Annotated in this window: 15 protein-coding genes; 5 read left to right on the plus strand and 10 right to left on the minus strand. The window is 72.6% G+C overall.

Annotated elements, in window-relative coordinates:
* Positions 1 to 3 precede the first annotated feature (3 nt).
* The 3 genes from ACQEVZ_RS01355 (at position 4) to ACQEVZ_RS01365 (ending at position 4052) form a co-directional block, all read left to right on the plus strand.
* Positions 4 to 1752, plus strand: a complete 1749-nt coding sequence (locus ACQEVZ_RS01355) for a protein kinase domain-containing protein (RefSeq protein WP_433360103.1) — start codon at positions 4 to 6, stop codon at positions 1750 to 1752.
* Between the two features lie 191 nt (positions 1753 to 1943).
* Entirely contained in the window at positions 1944 to 2876 is a 933-nt protein-coding gene (locus ACQEVZ_RS01360; RefSeq protein ID WP_433360106.1) for a hypothetical protein, read from the plus strand.
* Between the two features lie 198 nt (positions 2877 to 3074).
* Positions 3075 to 4052 (plus strand): TIGR04222 domain-containing membrane protein, encoded by a 978-nt coding sequence (locus ACQEVZ_RS01365; RefSeq protein ID WP_433360109.1) that lies wholly within the window; start codon positions 3075 to 3077, stop codon positions 4050 to 4052.
* 49 nt (positions 4053 to 4101) lie between these two features.
* Here ACQEVZ_RS01365 and ACQEVZ_RS01370 read toward each other — a convergent pair whose 3' ends face one another.
* Both ACQEVZ_RS01370 and ACQEVZ_RS01375 read right to left on the minus strand, forming a co-directional pair.
* A complete protein-coding gene (locus tag ACQEVZ_RS01370; protein WP_433360112.1) occupies positions 4102 to 4653 on the minus strand; it encodes a DUF1062 domain-containing protein in 552 nt (183 codons plus the stop codon).
* A gap of 314 nt (positions 4654 to 4967) precedes the next feature.
* Complete coding sequence (locus ACQEVZ_RS01375; protein WP_433360115.1) at positions 4968 to 6050, minus strand: GH12 family glycosyl hydrolase domain-containing protein; 1083 nt, start codon at positions 6048 to 6050, stop codon at positions 4968 to 4970.
* Between the two features lie 652 nt (positions 6051 to 6702).
* Between ACQEVZ_RS01375 and ACQEVZ_RS01380 the strand changes: the two genes are divergently transcribed.
* Positions 6703 to 7095 (plus strand): hypothetical protein, encoded by a 393-nt coding sequence (locus ACQEVZ_RS01380; RefSeq protein ID WP_433360118.1) that lies wholly within the window; start codon positions 6703 to 6705, stop codon positions 7093 to 7095.
* A gap of 60 nt (positions 7096 to 7155) precedes the next feature.
* On the opposite strand, the gene ACQEVZ_RS01385 is transcribed toward ACQEVZ_RS01380, so the two are convergent.
* Positions 7156 to 8616, minus strand: a complete 1461-nt coding sequence (locus tag ACQEVZ_RS01385) for a M28 family peptidase (protein WP_433360121.1) — start codon at positions 8614 to 8616, stop codon at positions 7156 to 7158.
* Positions 8617 to 8760: 144 nt separating this feature from the next.
* On the minus strand, positions 8761 to 12279 hold the full coding sequence (locus ACQEVZ_RS01390; RefSeq protein ID WP_433360124.1) for a M28 family peptidase: 3519 nt from the start codon (positions 12277 to 12279) through the stop codon (positions 8761 to 8763).
* A 410-nt stretch (positions 12280 to 12689) separates the two neighbouring features.
* On the opposite strand from ACQEVZ_RS01390, the gene ACQEVZ_RS01395 reads away from it, so the two are divergent.
* A complete protein-coding gene (locus ACQEVZ_RS01395) occupies positions 12690 to 13181 on the plus strand; it encodes a hypothetical protein (protein WP_433360127.1) in 492 nt (163 codons plus the stop codon).
* A gap of 51 nt (positions 13182 to 13232) precedes the next feature.
* On the opposite strand, the gene ACQEVZ_RS01400 is transcribed toward ACQEVZ_RS01395, so the two are convergent.
* The 6 genes from ACQEVZ_RS01400 to ACQEVZ_RS01425 all read right to left on the minus strand — a co-directional run bounded on the left by ACQEVZ_RS01400 (position 13233) and on the right by ACQEVZ_RS01425 (position 18124).
* A complete protein-coding gene (locus ACQEVZ_RS01400; protein ID WP_433360130.1) occupies positions 13233 to 14024 on the minus strand; it encodes a PH domain-containing protein in 792 nt (263 codons plus the stop codon).
* A gap of 167 nt (positions 14025 to 14191) precedes the next feature.
* Positions 14192 to 14416: a hypothetical protein gene (locus ACQEVZ_RS01405; RefSeq protein WP_344506513.1), complete on the minus strand. Its 225-nt coding sequence runs from the start codon at positions 14414 to 14416 to the stop codon at positions 14192 to 14194.
* 75 nt (positions 14417 to 14491) lie between these two features.
* Positions 14492 to 15247, minus strand: a complete 756-nt coding sequence (locus ACQEVZ_RS01410; RefSeq protein ID WP_433360134.1) for an AfsR/SARP family transcriptional regulator — start codon at positions 15245 to 15247, stop codon at positions 14492 to 14494.
* Positions 15244 to 17043: an ABC transporter ATP-binding protein gene (locus ACQEVZ_RS01415; protein ID WP_433360137.1), complete on the minus strand. Its 1800-nt coding sequence runs from the start codon at positions 17041 to 17043 to the stop codon at positions 15244 to 15246. The genes ACQEVZ_RS01410 and ACQEVZ_RS01415 overlap by 4 nt, the downstream gene beginning before the upstream one ends.
* Complete coding sequence (locus ACQEVZ_RS01420; protein WP_433360140.1) at positions 17040 to 17555, minus strand: TlpA disulfide reductase family protein; 516 nt, start codon at positions 17553 to 17555, stop codon at positions 17040 to 17042. The genes ACQEVZ_RS01415 and ACQEVZ_RS01420 overlap by 4 nt, the downstream gene beginning before the upstream one ends.
* Entirely contained in the window at positions 17552 to 18124 is a 573-nt protein-coding gene (locus ACQEVZ_RS01425) for a MauE/DoxX family redox-associated membrane protein (protein WP_433360143.1), read from the minus strand. Before ACQEVZ_RS01425 ends, ACQEVZ_RS01420 begins: the two co-directional genes overlap by 4 nt.
* Between the last annotated feature and the right edge of the window lie 50 nt (positions 18125 to 18174).

Genomic DNA, 18174 nt, shown 5'->3' on the forward strand with positions numbered 1-18174 from the left:
ACAATGACCGATGACGACCGGTTCTGGGTCGGACCGCAGTCGGCGCCGGAGACGTACCAGCTGATCAGCTGTCTCGGCGGCGGCGCCGAGGGCGAGGTCTGGACCGCGATCCTGCCGCTGTCGGCCGAGGGCCGCCGGAACGTCGCGGTGAAGATCCTCCCCGCGGGCGTCCCTGGTCAGAACTACAGCCAGGACTCCGAGGAGGACTGGGTCCGGCACGGTCACCTGCTGCGCAGCATCAGCCACCCCGGGCTGGTCCGGGTCCTGGAGGTGTTCACCGGTCCGCCGCGGCACCGCGCCGGGACCGCACCGGCGGGCGCCATGCGGTACGTCGTCATGGACCACATCGAGGGCGTCACCATGCGCGAGTGGCTCGACGAGCACCCGGACGCGAGCGTGTCGGCCCGGCTGCGGACGCTGACCACCGTCGCCTCCGCCCTCGACGAGATGCACTCCGGCGCGCAGACGGCGGTGCCGGTCGCGCACGGCGACGTCAAGCCCAGCAACATCGTGATCCGCCCGGACGGGTCCACGGTACTGGTCGACCTCGGCCTGACCCGCCTCACCGACGGCGGCGGCAGGGTCGGGCGGAGCCGCCCGTACGCGGCGCCGGAGCTCTTCGGCCCGGACGGGCGCACGTCGCCGGCGGCGGACCGGTTCGCGTTCGCCGCGACCGTCGTGCACACCATCCTCGGCGAGCCCCCACCGGTCGGCCCGCACGGTGGCCCCGACCTGGCCGCGGTCGACCAGCGGCTGCGCACCAACCCGATCAGCGCCCGCCGGCCCGCCCTGGTCAACCAGCTCATGCAGGCCCTGGCCGCGCCGCCCACGCACCGCCCGCCGAACCTGCGGGTCTGGCTCGGCTCGCTCACCGACACCCTGTCGCAGGTCACCGAGTCCGGCGGCGGGCTGGGCATGCTGCCGCCGACGTTCGCGGCCGCGGACCAGACCGCGACCGGCACGTTCATGCCGCCGCCGATGGCCGGCGTGTCGCCGCTGCGCGCGCCCGTGCCCGCCCCGACCGGCGGCGGTGGCCGCCGGCGCACGGTCGTCATCGCCGTCGCGGCGGCCGCGGTCGTGCTCGCCCTGGCCGGCGGTGCCGTCGCCTACGGGATGAGCGGCGGCGACGACCCGTCCGACAACTCGGCGAAGGGCACCGCGACCGCCACGACTGCCGGCGCGGCGAACCCGGCACCGACGACGGCGGCCGCCCCGCCGAGCCCGACCGACACCAAGGCGGCGCTCACCGACGAGGCGTCGTCGCCCGCGTCCGCCTCGGCGGACCCGTCGGTGTCGCCCAGCTTCAACGAGGGCGCCGCCTTCGGCCTGCGGCTGTCCGGCAACGCCGCATACGAGGCCGGCTTCATCGCCGGCCGCACCGACATGTACTACACCGCCACCGACATCGACATCAACGGCAAGAAGTCGGTGAGCGGCTGGTCCAGCGGCTTCAGCTGCTGCAACAACGGCACGACCAGGGTCGTCGAGGCGACGATCGACATCAACCTGTCCCGCAAGTACACGACCCTGACCGGCATCGTCGGCATCGAGGACCACGGCAAGCCGAACGTCCCGATCCGGGTCCAGGTCTTCGCCGACAACACGTCCGTGTTCGACAAGCAGGTCACCCTCGGCCACCCGGAGGACCTGAAGGTCACCGTCACCGGCTGCCTGCGGCTGCGGGTCGTGTTCACCGGCCAGATGTACCAGGCCCAGGCCGTCGTCGGCGACCCGAAGGTCTTCGAGTCCTGACCTGCCCGGCAGGGGGGCGGCGCTCACCGGTGAGCGCCGTCCCCTGTGCCCGTGTCCCCGGGTTCAGCTGGCGGCCGGCAGGTTGTCCGGTGACCGGTTGCCCAGGTAGACCGCCGTGCCCTCGGGCGGCTGCTCGTCCGGCGCCGCCAGTGGCGGTTGACTCGGTGATCTTCAGCGGTCAGAGTCTCCTCGTGCGGTTCGAGACGCTGCGGTGGAAACTGCCGGTCACATCGATGCATGGGTACGGAGCGAACCTGGTCCGGGTGCCCGGCACGGCGAGCGTCCTGTCCACGCTGCCGGGCGGGAAGCTGTACCAATGCGACGCCTTCACCGGCAGCGTCCGGGTCGGCAAGGCCGTCTCCGGTGACCTGCGCGCGGTCGTCTTCGACGGCGACAGCGGCCACCAGGACGGCGCGTGGGCCCTGGCCACGTTCGGTCTCTGCCGGATCAGTCTGGCCTCACTGTCGCGGACATCCGCGAACCTCCGCAAGGGTTTGGGCACGTACCAGGGCCGCATGGTGGCGCTGTCCGGCGATGCACTCGGGATCTCCGGATTCCTCGGCAGATCGATGAAGCTGGTGTCCCGGGTGGACGGCGCGGTGCTCAAGACGGTCAGGATGGGTGCGCCGGCGCTCGTGTACCGGCTGCCCGACGGCCGGCAACGCGGCTGGTCCTTGTACCACGCGGTGGTGTCCGATCTCGACGTGGCGGCCGCACGCTGCGTCGCCCGGCACAGCATGGCGCATGGCGCGGCTCCCGCTCTGGTCGGCGACGAGGTCGTGGCGTTGTGCGGGGTCCGGGAGGACGATGCCCGCGCGCCGAACGTGTGGGACGTGAAGCCGACGCAGCTCGTGGCGTTCGACGCGTACACGCTGCAGCCGTTGCGGCAAGCGGCCATCGGCGCGGACGCGGTCGAGGTGCTGGGCGCGGACAGCGCGGGCAGGATCGTGGTGGGCCGCCGCGGCGGCGTGACGGTGCATCAGCCGGACACCTTCGCGGTCGAAGGCACCTACGAGCACCACGCACCGCTCGGCGACGCGCTCCTGCTCGGCGAGCACAACAGTGTGGTGCTGCGCGGCCCGGTCACCGCCGGCAACGGCCTCACCGTCGTCAGGTGGTCCTGAGGCCGTCGCCTGCCGTGTCAGAACTGAGCGCCGCCGGGTTGTCCATGAGAGCCCGGATCACGATGCGGGCCCTCATACACGTGACGCCGGCGGCGGAGCCTCAAGCAAGAGTTGCTCAAGCGTCCCGGCGCGACCGTGACAGACGGCGCCGGTCGATGCCGACAATGAGAGCACGACATCGGTCACGGGGGTGGGCGAGTGGGGACGATCGTTGCGGCCGGCGGGACGTGGGGTGTCTCGGGACCGGTGTTTCTCTGGCTGTTCCACATGGCGGGGGTGCTCGCCGTTGGCGTGCCGCTGCTGTGGCGGTGGCTGCGGACGCGGCGGCTGGAGCGGCCGGACACCGCGGGGCTCACCGCCGAGCAGCTCGCGATGGTGAACGCACAACGGCCGGGCGCCGTCGACGCCGGGCTCGCCGCGCTGCGGGCCCGGGGTGCGGTCGAGGCGGCCGGTGGTGTGGTGTCGCGGAGCGCGGCGTCCGGCGGTGACGACGCGTTGCCGGCCGGTGCGACGCCGCTGGAGCGGGCGCTGTTCGCGGCGGTCCGGGTCCCGACGCCGGCCCGTGAGCTGCAACTCGTCGCGGTGGTCGCGGCGGCACTCGACGCGGTCGACGCCGACCTGCGCCGGCGAGGGTTGCGCGCCGACCGCGCACGGGAGCGCCGGCTCGCGATCCGCGGCTGGGTGCCGCTGGGCGCGCTGCTCGTCCTCGGCGCGGTCCGGCTGGTCGCCGGGCTGGTCAACCACCGGCCGGTCGACTTCCTGGTCCTCTCGCTCATCGCGTACGGCGCGGTCCTGCTCATGGTCGTGCACCTCGACGAGCCGCGGGCGCGGGACGCCTCGTCGATCTGGGCGGACGCCCGGCACGACCACCGGCATCTGGCACCGCAGCTCGACCCGTCCTGGACCACCTACGGTCCGGCGGGCGCGGCCATGGCCGTGGCCCTGTGGGGCGACAGCGCGCTGCGCGCCGGCGACCCGGCCTTCGCCGCCGGCCTGCGCCCGCACCCCGCCCCTCCGCCGCGCCGGGCGCCCGCATCGCACGCCCGGCGCGGCACCTCGTCCTCCAAAGGCAGCACCGAGATGCCCCGCTCCACCAACAGCTGCGGCTCGTCGTCGTGCGGCAGCGGCTCATCATGCGGTGGAGGCGGCGGCAGCAGCAGCGGTTGCGGCGGCTGAGCTGCGACGGCCGCCGCCGGGCGGGCGACCCGGCGGCGGTGGTCACCGGTCAGCCGCGTACAGCGGCCTCCCCAATCACCAGGAACGTGAAGCCCGTGGTCGTCGGGCGGCGCAGCGAGACGTCGCTCTTGATCCGGAGCGACACCTCGGACCTGGTGAGGCCGAGGTGCTCGGCGATGAGCCGGTCCGGACGTACCGGGACCGGGTCGGCGAACGTGACCTCCACCTGGACCGGCCACGTCACGTCCGGGCGGGCCGGCGGGGCGTCCAGCCGCCAGGCGTCCCGCCAGTCCAGGGCGAACCGGTTGCGCCGGGCGAGCAGCGGATCCAGCAGCGTGGCGGCCACCAGGTCCGGATCGTTGATGTGGAACCCGTCGAGCCGGGCAGGGTCGACGGATCTGACCGGCGTCCGCTCGTGCACGGTGAGCTTGCTCGTGCGGTCGCAGGACACGCACCGCACCAGGAGCCACACGTCCAGCAGCTTGCCGTTGGCGTTGACGCGGAACCTGCCCTCGCCGGTGGTGGCGGACTCCGAACGGCAGTCCAGGCACCGCAGCGACAGCAGCGGCAGCCTGGTCCGGCGGACGGTCCAGGACAGCACGGTATGAGGTTGTGAAGACATGGTGATCTCTCTGAAGACCTGACCCGGGGCCGGAAGCGCGGCCCCGAACGCTGCATGTCCGGGCGCACGAGGGCAGCCCGGCAGGACCGACGGGCAACGTCGGCCTGGAGGTGAGCGGGAAGAGCGTCAGGTCTACAGAGCGGGCGGGGTCATGCGGTTCGTCCTCTGTCCTCACGGGTGGCAGGGCCACCGGCAACCTACGGGCAGCCGCGACGAGGGCTCAAACGGATTTTCCGCGCGCACGCGGAGGCCGGCTCCGCCGTGGGGCGGAGCCGGCCTTGGTTCCGGTGGGGTCAGGAGGCCGTGCAGCTCACCGAGGACGGGGCGGTGCCGCCGGCGGTGAAGCCGTATGTGGTGGTCGCGTTCGCGCCGAGGGAGCCGTTGTAGGTCTCGTTGCGCACGGTCACCGGCGAGGTCGCGGTGACCCGGCCGTTCCACAGGTTGCTGATCGTGGCGCTGCCGCCGGACCAGGTGGTGCTCCAGCTGGAGATGCCGGACGTGCCGGTGTTGCGCACCGTCACCTCGCCCTGGAAGCCGCCCTGCCAGCTGTTGGTCGTCCGGTACGTGGCGGAGCAGCCGGCGGTACCGCCGCCACCGCCACCGCCGCCCCCACCGCCACCGCCGTTGATGGAGGCGGAGAACGCGGTGACGGCGAGGCCCTGACCACCGATCCACGGCTCGAAGCCGGCCTGCATGCTCGTCAGGTACCACGAGGTGGTCGCCTTGCCCCGGCTGATGACGTCGTTGATGAACGCCTTCGCGTCGAAGCTCCAGCTGCTGATCGGCGACGGCGCGACGTAGGACACCACGTCGTTGCCGCCGTTGTTGCCCTGCCAGACCTCCCAGGTGCGGCCGGCGATGGACGCGCTGCCGACGCGGCTGCCGACCGGCTGGATCGAGCCCTGGCGGTTGAACCAGATCATGATCTCGGTCGCGTTGACGCCGTTGGTCTTCGGGGTCGGGTCCATCCAGATGTCGTACGCCGCGTCGTACGTGCCGCCGACGTAGCTGTACGAGATGCTGGTCTGCGCGGAGCTGATCGCGCTGATCTGCATCGGCAGGTTGGTGCCCGGCGAGCAGTTGCTGTAGTGGCAGCCGACGTAGATGGCGGGGTAGGACGCCGGTGCCCCGTTGGTGGGCTTGTTCGCGTTGATCTGCGAGATCGAGAAGCCCGTGCTCGTCACGTTGATGCACTGGGTCGCGCTGTTGCCCCAGTTGTTGTTCATGACCACGTACCGGCCGCCGATCGTCGTGGACCCGTAGGTCTCACAGATCTGCGTGTCGGCGAGGGCCGGCTGGGCGGAACCCACCAGCGCCACCATGCCTGCTGCGGCGAGCAGACCGGTCGCGGCGGCGGCGCGCAGCGTGTTTCTCATGCTGCCTCCTTGCCTGCGTCGATGGAGCGACGGGAACGCTCCTGCATGCGGACGCTAGGCAGCCTTCCGCCGACTCGCGAAACAACGGCCCGACATTTATCGTCGTCGCTGCTCAGCAGGGTCGGCGGGTGGTGAAAGGTACATCGCCAGCAGCACGGATTTCGGGCCTGGCGCCCGCGCGCCCACCTTCGACACGGCTCCTGCACAGACATTGATCAATGCCCGCATTTGCGGCCTTCGTTCCATGGACGGTGCGCGATCCACCCCCAAGTGGATCTCTGAAATGTAGGTGGATCGCGCAGCGTCGATTCCCCAAAAGGTACATTCCGGGGCATTGACCAACGTCTGCGCGGGGAGGCCGAGGGGCCGAGAAGCCGAGGGGCCGAAGAGCCGAGGGCCCAGGCCCGACAGGTAGCCGGTCCTGTCGATCACCGGACCCAGATGACGGCGGGGTGGCGAGGGTCGGGCCGGCTCGGCAGATAGGACACGTCCTGAGCGGGCAGCATCGCCCGCGCTCCTCAGCGGCATCGAGGTGCGTCACCGTCACCGAGCCGCTTCCCACCGGGGGGCGCCCGCGCAACAATGCGGATCATGAACGACTTTCCGAGACGTCGAGCGCGGCAGCAGCGTGTGCCGCGGGGCGGGGGCCGCGGTGTTGATCAGGCAGGGAACCGCGCCCTACGGGTGGGGTCTGCTGGTCGTGTCGGACGCCGGCTGCACGTTCGAGAGCCTGCCCGAGCAGCTGCCCGCCGGGTGGCAGTTCGTCGCCGGGGGTGACGTGGTCGTGTTCAGTGTCGAGCACATGCAGTTCGCCGACGTGACGGTCCGGGTCTGGCGGGACCGGCTCGGTCACGGCGACGGCCGGGCACCGGTCGCCTCCGTGGCGCTCGCGGTGGCGTCCGGCCGGCTGGTCGTCGGGGACGTCGGGGAGAGCCCGGAGGTCACGATGCACGTCGAGCTGGAGCCGGGCACGTACATCATCGATGCCTACTTCGACGTCCCGCTCGGGCCGGAGTCGGTCGATCTGGTGGTGCGCCCGGCCTGAGACCAAGCACGCGACGCCCCGGTCGTCGGACCGGGGCGTCGCGGCTTCCGCGGGAGGTCGTCAGCTGACCGTGACGGCGGTGTCGTCGATGACGAAGGACGTCTGCAGCGACGAGTCCTCCGTGCCGTTGAACTTGATGGTGACGGTCTGGCCGGCGAAGGCGTTCAGGCTGTACGTGCGCAGGACGTACCCGGAGGCCTTGTTCAGGTTGGACAGCGTGCCGAGGGTGGTCGAGCCGGCCGTGATGGTCAGCTTGTCGTACGCCGTCGTGGTGGTCGTCTCGGCGGAGTCGATGTGCGTGTAGAAGGTCAGGGTCGCCGAGCATCCCGCCGGGATGGTGACCGCCTGGGAGATGGACTCGGTGTGGGTGGAGCCGTAGCCGAGCAGCCAGGCGGAGTACGTGCCGGTGCGGGCGGGCTGGCCCTGCGAGGCCCACTGGCCGATGGCGCCGCTGGTGCCGGTCCACGAGGTGGCGCCGGACTCGAAGCCGGGGTTGAGCAGCTTCTGGCCGCTGCACGTGCCGCCGGTCGGCGGGGGCGTGGTGGGCGGCGGGGTGGTGGAGCCGCCGACCGAGGTCTGCCAGATGGTCGCGGCCACGCCGTCGGCGGCGCGGTTCAGGACCGTGGCGTTGATGTTGCTGGTGGTGTCGCAGGACTGGTGGTAGCAGGAGTCGTAGGCGCTGTTGGCGGTGCCGCCCCACTTCGCGGCCTGCGCGGAGGTCTTGCGGGCGCTGGCGCCGGCGGCGTAGCCGGAGGTCGGAATGCCGACGCGCTCGAAGGAGTAGTCGTCGGAGCGGCCGGCGCCCTCGGTGTTCTCCTCCGGCTGCAGGCCGAGGGAGTCCCAGTACGCCTTCATCGGCGCCGCGGCGGCGGAGGTGATGTGGTTGATGAAGTAGCCGCCGTTGGGCGAGCCGATCATGTCGAAGTTGTAGTACGCCTTGATCTGCGAGCGCTGGGTCGTGGTGAGGGCGTTGGCGTAGAAGGCGGAGCCCTGCAGGCCCTGCTCCTCGCCGGCCCACCAGGCGAAGCGGACGTGCCGGCTCATGGTCGGGTTCTGCTGGGCGAGGACCAGCGCGTTCTCCAGCAGCGTCGCCGAGCCGGAGCCGTTGTCGTTGATGCCCGGGCCGGCCGCGACGCTGTCGAGGTGGGCGCCGAACATGGTGATCTGGTCGCTCGGGCCGCCCGGCCAGTCGGCGATGAGGTTGTTCGCCCGGTACGTGCAGCTGGTGCACGTCTGCTCGGCCACCGTGTATCCGGCGGCCTGCAGCTTGCCCTTGATGTAGGCGACGGACGCGGTGTAGCCGGCGGTGCCGCTGCGGCGCGTCCCGCCGTTGCTGGACGCGATGGAGCCCAGCTGGGTCAGGTGCGCCTGCACGTTCGCCACGGCGATGTCCGGCGCCGCGGCAAGCGCGGGCGTGACACCGGCCGACGGCGCGGCGAAGGCCGGGATCGCCAGGCCCGCGCCGACGAGCAGGAGTGCGGCGGACGCGGTCAGGGTCAGCGCCGCTGAACGGGGTCTCATCAAAGAGCTCCTCGATCGGAGTAGGGGTTGCGCGAGATTCGCATACTTCGATCCGACGTCACAAGTGATCGAGGGCATACCAGCCTGGACATACCAGCGGTGGGTGCCCGCCGCAGCCGGGCACCCACCTGTCAGGAGCCAGGGTCAGCAGGCCCCGGCGTCGGTCCAGACCGCCCACGAGCCGGGCGCGCCCGGCTCGGCACCGGTCGAGTACCAGGTGCTGTTCCACAGGCGGCCGTTGTAGGACACGCGGTCACCCGGGACGTACGGGGTCGTGGCGCTCCACGTCGGCACGCCCGAGCAGCCGCCGCCACCGCCGGTGACGGTCAGCGTGTACGTGGCGGTCCGGTCCACCGACGCGCCGTCGCCGAGCACGGTGAGCGTGTAGGTGCCCGCCGGCGTCGCCGCGGTGGTGCTGATCGTCAGCGTCGACGCGCCGCCGGACTGCACCGTCGCCGGGTCGAACGCCGCGGTGGCGCCCGCCGGCAGCCCGCTGACCGACAGCGCGACGGCCTGCGGGTTGCCCGACGTGGTCTGCGTGCCGACCGTCACCGTCGTGGACCCGCCGGGCGGCACCGAACCCGAGGCCGGGTTCAGCGACAGCGAGAACGTGTCCTGCCCGCCGCCGTCGACGGTGAGCGTGAACGTCGCCGTCCGGTCGGCCGCGGTCCCGTCGCCGAGGACCGTCACCGTGTAGGTGCCCGCGGGAGTCGACGCGGTGGTGCTGATGCGCAGCGTCGACGTGGAGCCCGCCGGTACCGACGCCGGAGTGAACACCGCGGTGGCACCGGCCGGCAGCCCGGACGCCGACAGCGCCACGGTCTGCGCCGAGCCGGACGTCACCTGCGTGGCCACCGTCGTGGTCACCGACCCGCCGGGCGTCACCGAACCGGAGGTGGGGCTCAGCGACAGGCTGAAGTCGTCGGACGACTGGCCGCCGACCGCCTGGTTCCACACCGCGTAGGCCACCGCGTCGGCGCTGCGGTCCAGCGGTACATCGGCGACGTTGCTGATCGTGTCGCACGAGCTGTGGTAGCAGGAGTCGTAGGCCGCACCGGCCGTGCCGCCCCACTTCTGCGCCTGGGCCGTGGTCTTGGTGGCCGAGGCGCCCGCGGCGATGCCGCTGGAGGCGATGCCGGCGTTGCGGAACGAGGCGTCGTCGGAGCGGTTGGCGCCCTCGACGTTCTCCTCGGTCTGCACGCCGATCGAGTCGTAGTAGGCCTTCAGCGGCTGCGCCGCCGTGGTGGTGATGTTGTTGATGAAGTAGCCGGCGTTACGGGAGCCGACCATGTCGAAGTTCCAGTACGCGCGGATCTTCGCGCGTTCGGTCGCCGGGAGCTGGTTGACGTAGAAGGCGGAGCCGCGCAGGCCCTGCTCCTCGTCGGACCACCAGCCGAAGCGGACGCGCTTGGTCATCGTCGGGTTCTGCTGCGCCAGGGCCAGGGCGACCTCGAGCAGCACCGCCGAGCCGGAGCCGTTGTCGTTGATGCCGGGACCCGCCGCCACTCCGTCGAGGTGCGCGCCGAGCATGAGCACCTGGTTGGCGTCACCGCCGCGCCACTCGGCGATGAGGTTCACCGAGCCGGTCGTGCACGACGTGCAGGTCTGCCGGGTCACGGTGTAGCCCGCCGCCTGGAGCCGCTGCTCGACGTACTGCAGCGAGGCGGTGTAGCCGGCGCGGCCGGAGTACCGGTTGCCGCCGTTGTTCGTGGCGATCGTCTGGAACTGGGTGAGGTGCGCCCGCACGTTGCCGACGCTGATGTCCGGGGCGGTGCCCGGGTTGCCGCCACCGGTGACGGTGAGGCCGAGCGTCGCCGCCCGGTCGGCGCTGACTCCGTCGCCGAGGATCGTCACGGTGTAGGACCCTGCCGGCGTGCTCGCCGCCGTGCTGATCCGCAGGCTCGACGTGCCGCCCGACTGGACGGTCGCCGGGGTGAACGTGGCGGACGCGCCGGCCGGCAGGCCGCTCGCGGACAGTGCCACGCTCTGCGCGCTGCCGGAGGTGACCGCCGTGCTCACGGTGACCGTGGCGGCCTGGCCGGCGGTGACGCTGGTCGAGGTCGGGCTGACCGTGACCGAGAAGTCGTTGCCGCCGCCGGTCGGGCACGCCGGCTCACCGGACTGGGCGTTGACGCTGATCGCGCTCCACGCCGCCTTGACCGTCGCGCACTCGGCGTTGCTGTTCGGGTACAGCTCGACCGCGGCGCGGACGGTCGCCAGCCGGGCGGCGGCGTGGTTCCAGGCCGAGGTCTTGCGGTTGAGCCCGCCGAGGAAGATCCGGCCGGCCTTCTGGATGCCGATGCCCGTCACGGTCGTGTTGTTGCAGGTCGGGCTGGTGGGCTTGCCGCCGCCCGGGTTGCTGCCCTCCGCCAGGAGGTAGAACCAGTGGTTCTGCGGGCCGGCGGCGGCGTGCACCTCGGTGCTCGGGATGGAGCTGCTGTAGCAGTTCGGGTTCCCGCTGATCCGCGACGGGTTGTACATGTACCGGATCGGGCCGGAGCCCGTCAGGTTGACCTCCTCGCCGACGTCGTAGTCCGCGGGGTCGTTCGGGTTGTTGGCGTAGGCCTCGGTCAGCGCGCCGAAGATGTCACCGGTCGACTCGTTGAGCCCGCCGTTCTCGTTGCCGCTGCCGGCACCGCCGGGCGTGGTCTGGAAGATGGCGTGGCCGTACTCGTGCGCGACGACGTCGATCGGGGTCGCCTGGCCGGTGCCGGCCGAGTTGCGGCCGAAGTTGGTGTACGAGCCGTTCCAGTACGCGTTGACCTCCGCCAGCCCGACCCGGGCGGGAAAGCCGCGGCCGGCGCCGTTGATCCCGTTGCGCCCCAGCCAGCTGCTGAGCATGTCCCACTCCTGCTCGACGGCGTACATCACGTCGACGCAGGCGGTCTCCAGGTTGGTGCCCGTCCCGTTGCCCCAGGTGTTGGTGGTCTTGGTGTAGGGCGTGCCGCCCTGACCACCGCAGGAGATCCCGGGCCGGTTCGGGTCGGTCATCGAGTACGACGAGCCGGAGCCCGACGTGTCGATGGTGACCTGGCCGTTGTAGTAGCCGTTGCCGGTCGCGGCGACGACCTCGTCCCAGGTCTCCTCGGGCAGCGCGGCGCCGGTCGTGGCGTCGACGTAGACGTGCAGCTTGCCGGGCTTGCCGGCGGCGGTGCCCTCCAGGACGACCTCGTAGGCGAGGCGGCCCTTGCCGCGGGCGAGGACGACCAGCCTGGGCGGGTAGGCGGTCGTGACCTTCGACAGCTGCGTCTTCGCGGCTTCCGTCGCCTTGGCGGCATCGATCTTGGCGGTGGTCGTGACGTCCAGCACGGTGTCCTGCGCGCCGTTGACGCTCAGCACGGTGCCGTTCTGGTCGGTGACGACGACGAAGTCGCCGCCCCGGACCGGCAGGCCGCGGTGGGTGCGTTCGTACGACACGTACCGCAGCCCTTCCTGCCGCACGACCGACCTGCGGTCGAAGCGGTCCTCCGGCGACCGGTGCACCTTGGCGGGCTCGGCGCCGAGGAACTGCTCGGCGGCCACCTCAGGCGCGACGGCGGCCTTCTGGGGCGGGCCGGGGTCCGGCGGGCGGGTCGCGGCGGCCGTCACCATGGTGGCGGCCAGCACGACGGCGACGGCGGCGGCGACCGTCACGCCCCCGCGCAGCGCGAGTGTGCGTCTCACATTGGCTCCTCTTGACGACCGGTCCGGCGGCTGGAGCGGCGGTGGCCGCCCGACCCGGACCGGGATGACAGATGGGGGTTCTGCCTGCACCAGGTCCGCCCGAGGTTCGGCGCAACAAGGTGGTTAACTCCTGTTACTAGTTCAGTAACACCCAGCATTCAAGGGGATGACCAGGCGCCCCGTCAAGAGACACCGACAAATGGGCCGCCTGCCGCGGACGGGCGAGGGGCCTGGTGAGCGCCGGCGGGTGCCGGCACCGCGGTGGCGTTTGCGCCGGTTGATGCCGCACTCCACGGCATGGCGCCGTTCGCGGATCTCGGGGCCGAAAGGCGGGTGGCGGCCGCCCAGTACGATCTCGTGTTGTGCATGTCCGGGGGATCGCGCAACGTGTCGTGTCGGGGAGCCTGGCGGTGCTTGTCGCACTCGCCGCGCTGACGGCCTGCGCCAGGAAGGTGCAGCCGCCGGTGCCGGATCAGACACCCGAGTCCTATGAGTTGCTGGTCGGCGAGTGGCACTCGACGATGACCGACTCCCTGCACCTCGAGGGCATCCTGCTGGAGCACCCGATGCCCGAAGTTCCGTGGCCCGCCGGATGGGACTTCCGCTTCCGGGCGCGGTGCGCCGGCACCGGCGCACTGCCGTTCAGCGTGCGCGGGAAGCGCTTCCGCTACACGTTAGAAGCGCACTGCACCGGCAAATGGCAGCTCAACAGGACATCGTTCCCACCCCTCGTCCACGACGGCGACCGCGACCTCGGCCCCTACACCGTGATCTTCGACGCGGAGCCCACCGTCACCTCCTGGGACGTGGAGGCCTACGCCACGCGGATCTACAACGCCTACGGAACCGCCACCCCGTCGCCGAGCGGCCCCGCCGTCACGGCGTCCGCCGCCGCGCCGTAGTCGACAGGGCAGACCGCACGCCCAACTTCGACACACTGCCCCAGGTTCGCGTCATGCCGGGGTGACGGGCGGCTGGTACGGGCGCCCGCCACGGACGGCCGGCTGCGCCTTCCACTGTTGGAAGCCGGTCCCGAGGCGGTCGAGCTCGGTCTGGGTGCCGATGTCGGCACGGTGCTCCGGGCGCTCGGCGTAGTGGCGCAGCACGGTGGTCAGGAAGACGGTGTTGACGTGCAGCCGGAACACCGCGATGCGGCGCGAACGCGCGACGCCGTCCGGGCGGCGGTGCAGCAGCCGGATCGTCCACCGCCCCGGGTGCGGACCGCCGGGCAGCAGGTCGTCCCACCGGATGTCGTGCGTCCGGAAGACGTTCCGCACGGTGACTCCGGCCGGGGTCAGCCGCAGCCCGGCACCCGGCAGCCACAGCAGCGCGAGCGCGGCGAGGACCGTCAGTGCGGGGAGTGCGATGAACCCCTGCAGGACCGGGTCGGTGGGCAGGCCGATCCGGTCCGTGCCCGGCACCCTGTCGAACGGAAACGTGTTCGCCGCCTGCGACATCAGCGCGATCGCCAGGAAGCCGGCCTGCACCGGCGAGCCGGGAGCGACGAACGCGGCCCCGTCGCGCTGGAACGTCGCCGGCGCGCGCAGCTGCCGGCGGGTCAGCCACAGGTACACCAGCAGCGGGCTGAGCAGGGCTACCCCGACCGTTCCGAGGCTCACCCAGGTGCCGGTCGACGCGGGCTCGATCCGCCAGAACATCGCCTGCAGCACGAACCTGTGCACCCAGACCGCAGCGAACCCCGCCGAGGCCACGACGGTGGCGGTGACCCTCCAGGCGAGCGACATGCCCGGATCGTAAGTGGTCACCCGAGGCGCAGACAGCCTCCGAACGGCTCAGGAAGCAATCCTGCTCACGTTCAGCGACATCGGCAATGCGGCGAACGTCCGGCGGACAGTGCGGTGGGCAGCCTGCCGATCGCAGGCCGCCCACGTCCGTGCCGGTGTCGCCGCGATCAGCAGCAGCCCTTCCAGCTGTTGATCAGCTGGCCGCCGACGCCGCCCTGGTAGACGCGGCAGTAGGCGCCGCACTGGTAGTACTGGTAGCACTGGCTGCCGCCGCACCCGGTGTAGCGGTAGACGCAGTAGCCGGCCTGGTCGCCGACGCACGCCGACGCCTTGGCGCCCGGCAGGAGCGCGGTGAGCATGCGGTCGCCGAGGCGGGTGAGGGTCTTCGTCATGGCCGATGCCACTCCCTTCGATGGTCCGACACGGTGCCGGCCGAGTTGACCGTCACGGCGGCCGTTAACGTTTCGCTAACGGCCCTGGTCGCGTTGGATCGCCCCGGCGAGCGTCCGGAGCCGCTGCCCCGGGACGATGCCGAGCTCGTCGGCGAAGAGCCGCCGGATCTCGTGGTAGGCGCCGAGCGCGGCCGCCGGGCGCCCACCGCCGAGGTGGCCGCGCATCAGGCATTCCCAGGCCCGCTCGCGGAAGGGTTGCCGCAGCACGAGTGCGTCCATGGTGCTGACCGCCTCGTCGTAGCGCCGCAGTGCCAGCATCGCCTCGGCCAGGTCCTCGAGCGCGCACATCCGCCGCTCCTCCAGCCCGGCCGCGGCGGCCTGGATGGCCGGGGCGGGCACGTCGCCGAACGCCGGGCCGCGCCACAGCTCCAGCGCGCGCTGAAGCAGGCCGATCCGGGTCGCGGCGACGTCCGGTCCGGGATGGCGGGCGGCCTCGGCGGTCAGGCCGGTGAAGGTCGCCAGGTCGGTGTGCGCGGTGCCGGCGTCGAGGCGGTACCCGGGTGCCTGGGTCTGCAGCGCCCCGCTCGCCGGGCAGCCGCCGGCCCGGGCGAGCTCGCGGCGCAGGGCCCAGATGTGGCCCTGGACCTTCGTGACCGCGGTGGCCGGCGGCGCGTCGGGCCAGATCGAGTCGACGAGCTGGTGCACGGGCACGACGGCACCGCGCTCCAGCGCGAGGGCGGCGGTGATCGCGCGGCGTCCCGGGCCGCCGACCGGCACCGCCCGTCCGTCGACCCGGATCTCGATCGGGCCGAGCAGGCCGATGGCGATCATGGGGCGGGCTCCATCTGGTAGCCGCCCGCCTGCAGCCGGAACATCGCCGCGTACCTCCCGTCCGCCCGCATCAGCGCCGCGTGGTCGCCGTGCTCGACGACGACACCGCCGGCGAGGACGGCGATCGTGTCGGCATCGCGGACGGCGTTGAGGCGGTGCGAGATGAGCAGGCAGGTCCGCCGGCCGCGCAGCGCCGCCATCCGCCGGTGGACCTCGTGTTCGGCGTGCACGTCGAGCCCGGCCGACGGCTCGTCGAGGATGAGCAGGCCGGCGCGGTCGCGCAGGACCGCCCGGGCGAGCGCGAGCCGCTGCCACTGCCCGCCGGAGAGGACGACGCCGGATTGGGCGTCGGAATCACCGAAGGCTCTGGTGAGCGGGGTGGCGTACCCGAGCGGAAGGCGTTGCAGCGCCTCGTCGATGCCTGCCTCTGCCGCGGCGGCGCGCAGCCTGGGCAGGTCGCCGGCGGCGGTGAGGTCGCCGACGGCGATGTTGTCGGCGGCGGTGAACTCGTAGGTCATGTAGTCCTGGAACACGGCGCTCATCCGCTCGCGCAGCCGGGCCGGGTCGAGGCGGGTGATGTCGGTGCCGTCCCACAGGATCGTGCCGCGGGTCGGCGGGTAGAAGCCGCACAGCAGCTTGACCACCGTGGACTTTCCGGCGCCGTTGTCGCCGACGAGGGCGAGCGACCGTCCGGCGCGGACGGTGAACGACGCGCCCCGCAGGATCCAGTCGTGCCGCTCGCCGTACCGGAACCACACGTCACGGAACTCGATGGTGGGCACGTCGCCGTCGGACGGCGCGGCGGCCGGCACCGGATCGGCCGCGCCGGCGGAGGTCACGGCGACGTATTGCCGGAACAGTGTCAGGCACTCCCCCGCGGCGGCGAGCTCCGCGACGACACCGGCGAGGGTGCCCTGCAGCGCGGCCAGGGCGGCGACGAGCACGGACAGGTCCCCGACCGTGCCGTGCCCGGCGGCGACCCTGCCGACCAGCACGGCGAGCGCCGCGGCCGACACCATCCCACCGAGCAGCGCCAGGCTCCCGTCGACGCGCAGGGCCAGCCGGTCGGTGCCGCGCTCCGCCGCCTGCGCACCGCGCAGCTCGGTGAGCATGCGGGTCCGGAAGAAGGTGGCCAGGCCGTACAGCCGGATCTCCTTGGCGGCTCGCATGTCCAGCAGCAGCTCGGCGTAGAAGACCTGGCGGCGCACGCCGGGCGTGATCCGCACCAGCGTGTCGCTGCGGTGCCGGCTGAGCCGGAGCTGGGCGATCAGGGCCGGCACCGCCGAGGCGACCACCAGCGCGGCGACCAGCGGTGACCCGGCGACGAGCGTCGCGGTGAAGCCGGTCAGCGTGACGGCGGCCTGCGCGGTGGACAGCACCGACCCGGTCAGCTGGGCGGGAGCGATCTGGCTCGCCTGGCGGGCGAGCTGCAGCCGGTTGTGGAAGTCCGGGTTTTCGAGCTCCGCCAGCCCGGCCGGGCGCGACACGGCGGTGAACAGCTCGACCTGGGTCCGTAGGGTGACCCGGCGCGCGATCTCCTGCTCCGCGTACCGCCCGGCGTGCCCGGCGACCGCCCAGGCCGCGGCGGTGCCGGCGATCCCGGCGACCGGCCAGGCGAGGTGTGACCCGCCGCCGCTGAGCTGGTCGAGCAGCAGCTTGGTGCACCAGGCGACGACGACGGGCGCGCCGCCCCCGATGAGCATGGCCGCGATCCGCAGCGCCGCGGCCGCCGGGGCCGATCGCAGATACAGCGCGGCGGCCGTGGCGAACAGTCGCACCGGTCCGGGCTCGTTCACGGCCGCACCGGCAACCGGAGGTCGTCGACGGTGGTGCCGCTCGCGGCCAGGATGCCGCCGTCGTCGTAGTACAGGAACGTCGGTGTGCCGAGGACGCCGAAGGCCGCCATGAGCTCGCCGGGTCCCGGTTCGGTGACCACCTGCCCGGCAGGCCGCAGCACGGTGGCGAGCGCGGCGACGTCCTCGCCGGGCGTGGTCGTCACCACGGACAGGATCTGCACACCGTCGCGCCGCAGGTCGGTGGCGCGGCGGGCGAGCCGGTCGGCCTGGTCCGGGCAGTACTTGCAGGTCGTGGAGAAGAACGCGAGCAACAGCGGACCGCCGGTCCGGCCGGTGATCCTGTCGACCTGCCCGGCGGGCAGGGCGCTGCCGAGCGGCGGCCCGACCGACGCGGGGCCGGGGTCGCGGTGCTCCTCGATGGCGCGCAGCCGGCGGATCACGGCGGTGGTGAGCAGCAGGTCGACCGCGACCGCGACGGTCAGCACGGCGACGAGGGCGTACAGCAGGGTCACGGTTCCTCCAGGGGTCGGCGTGGCTGCCCGGGGCGGCGCAGCAGCCAGGCGAGGGTGTCGAGGTGCACCACGGCGGCGACGGCGGCGACCGCGGAACAGCCGTTGACGAGCAGGCCGGCGGCGGACCCACCGGCCGGGTCGAGCAGGTCCGGCGCCGACACGGCGCCGGCGCCGGCGGTGGCGGCCTCGACGGCGAGGACGCCTGCGCGGATCACGTGCCGGCGCGCGACTCGCGCCCGGGACGGCCCGAAGCAGTGGCAGGCGGCGGCGGTGCCGCCGGCGAGCGCCCGGGCAAGGACCGCGGCGAACGCGGCGAACATGACCGCGGCACCGGCGAGCGCGGGTGCGGCGAGGACCCGCGGCGCGAGCAGTGCGCCGGTGAGCGCCGCCGCGAGGACCGCTTCGGCGAGGACCACGGCGGTGGCGGCGGGTGCCGCGAGCCGGGCCGGCAGGCGGCCGAGGTCCGCCGTCGCGGCGGCGAACCCGGTGAACGCGGCGCGGCTGCGCACCTTGGCCGCGGCCGACACCGCGAGCGCGCCGAGGGGCACGAGCACTAACGCGACGAGCATGGCCGACCGGCCCGGGCGCCCGCGGTTCGTTGACAGGTCCGGATAAATCC

Origin of the sequence: Dactylosporangium sp. CA-152071 (assembly GCF_050936335.1) — a bacterium.
GTDB lineage: Bacteria > Actinomycetota > Actinomycetes > Mycobacteriales > Micromonosporaceae > Dactylosporangium > Dactylosporangium maewongense.

Bases quoted from the DNA above. Each gene is read 5' to 3' on its own strand.
- ACQEVZ_RS01410 (WP_433360134.1), bottom strand. From the start codon at position 15,247: ATGATCGCCATCGGCCTGCTCGGCCCGATCGAGATCCGGGTCGACGGA.
- ACQEVZ_RS01405 (WP_344506513.1), bottom strand. From the start codon at position 14,416: ATGACGAAGACCCTCACCCGCCTCGGCGACCGCATGCTCACCGCGCTC.
- ACQEVZ_RS01355 (WP_433360103.1), top strand. From the start codon at position 4: ATGACCGATGACGACCGGTTCTGGGTCGGACCGCAGTCGGCGCCGGAG.
- ACQEVZ_RS01385 (WP_433360121.1), bottom strand. From the start codon at position 8,616: ATGAGACCCCGTTCAGCGGCGCTGACCCTGACCGCGTCCGCCGCACTC.
- ACQEVZ_RS01375 (WP_433360115.1), bottom strand. From the start codon at position 6,050: ATGAGAAACACGCTGCGCGCCGCCGCCGCGACCGGTCTGCTCGCCGCA.
- ACQEVZ_RS01400 (WP_433360130.1), bottom strand. From the start codon at position 14,024: ATGTCGCTCGCCTGGAGGGTCACCGCCACCGTCGTGGCCTCGGCGGGG.
- ACQEVZ_RS01425 (WP_433360143.1), bottom strand. From the start codon at position 18,124: ATGCTCGTCGCGTTAGTGCTCGTGCCCCTCGGCGCGCTCGCGGTGTCG.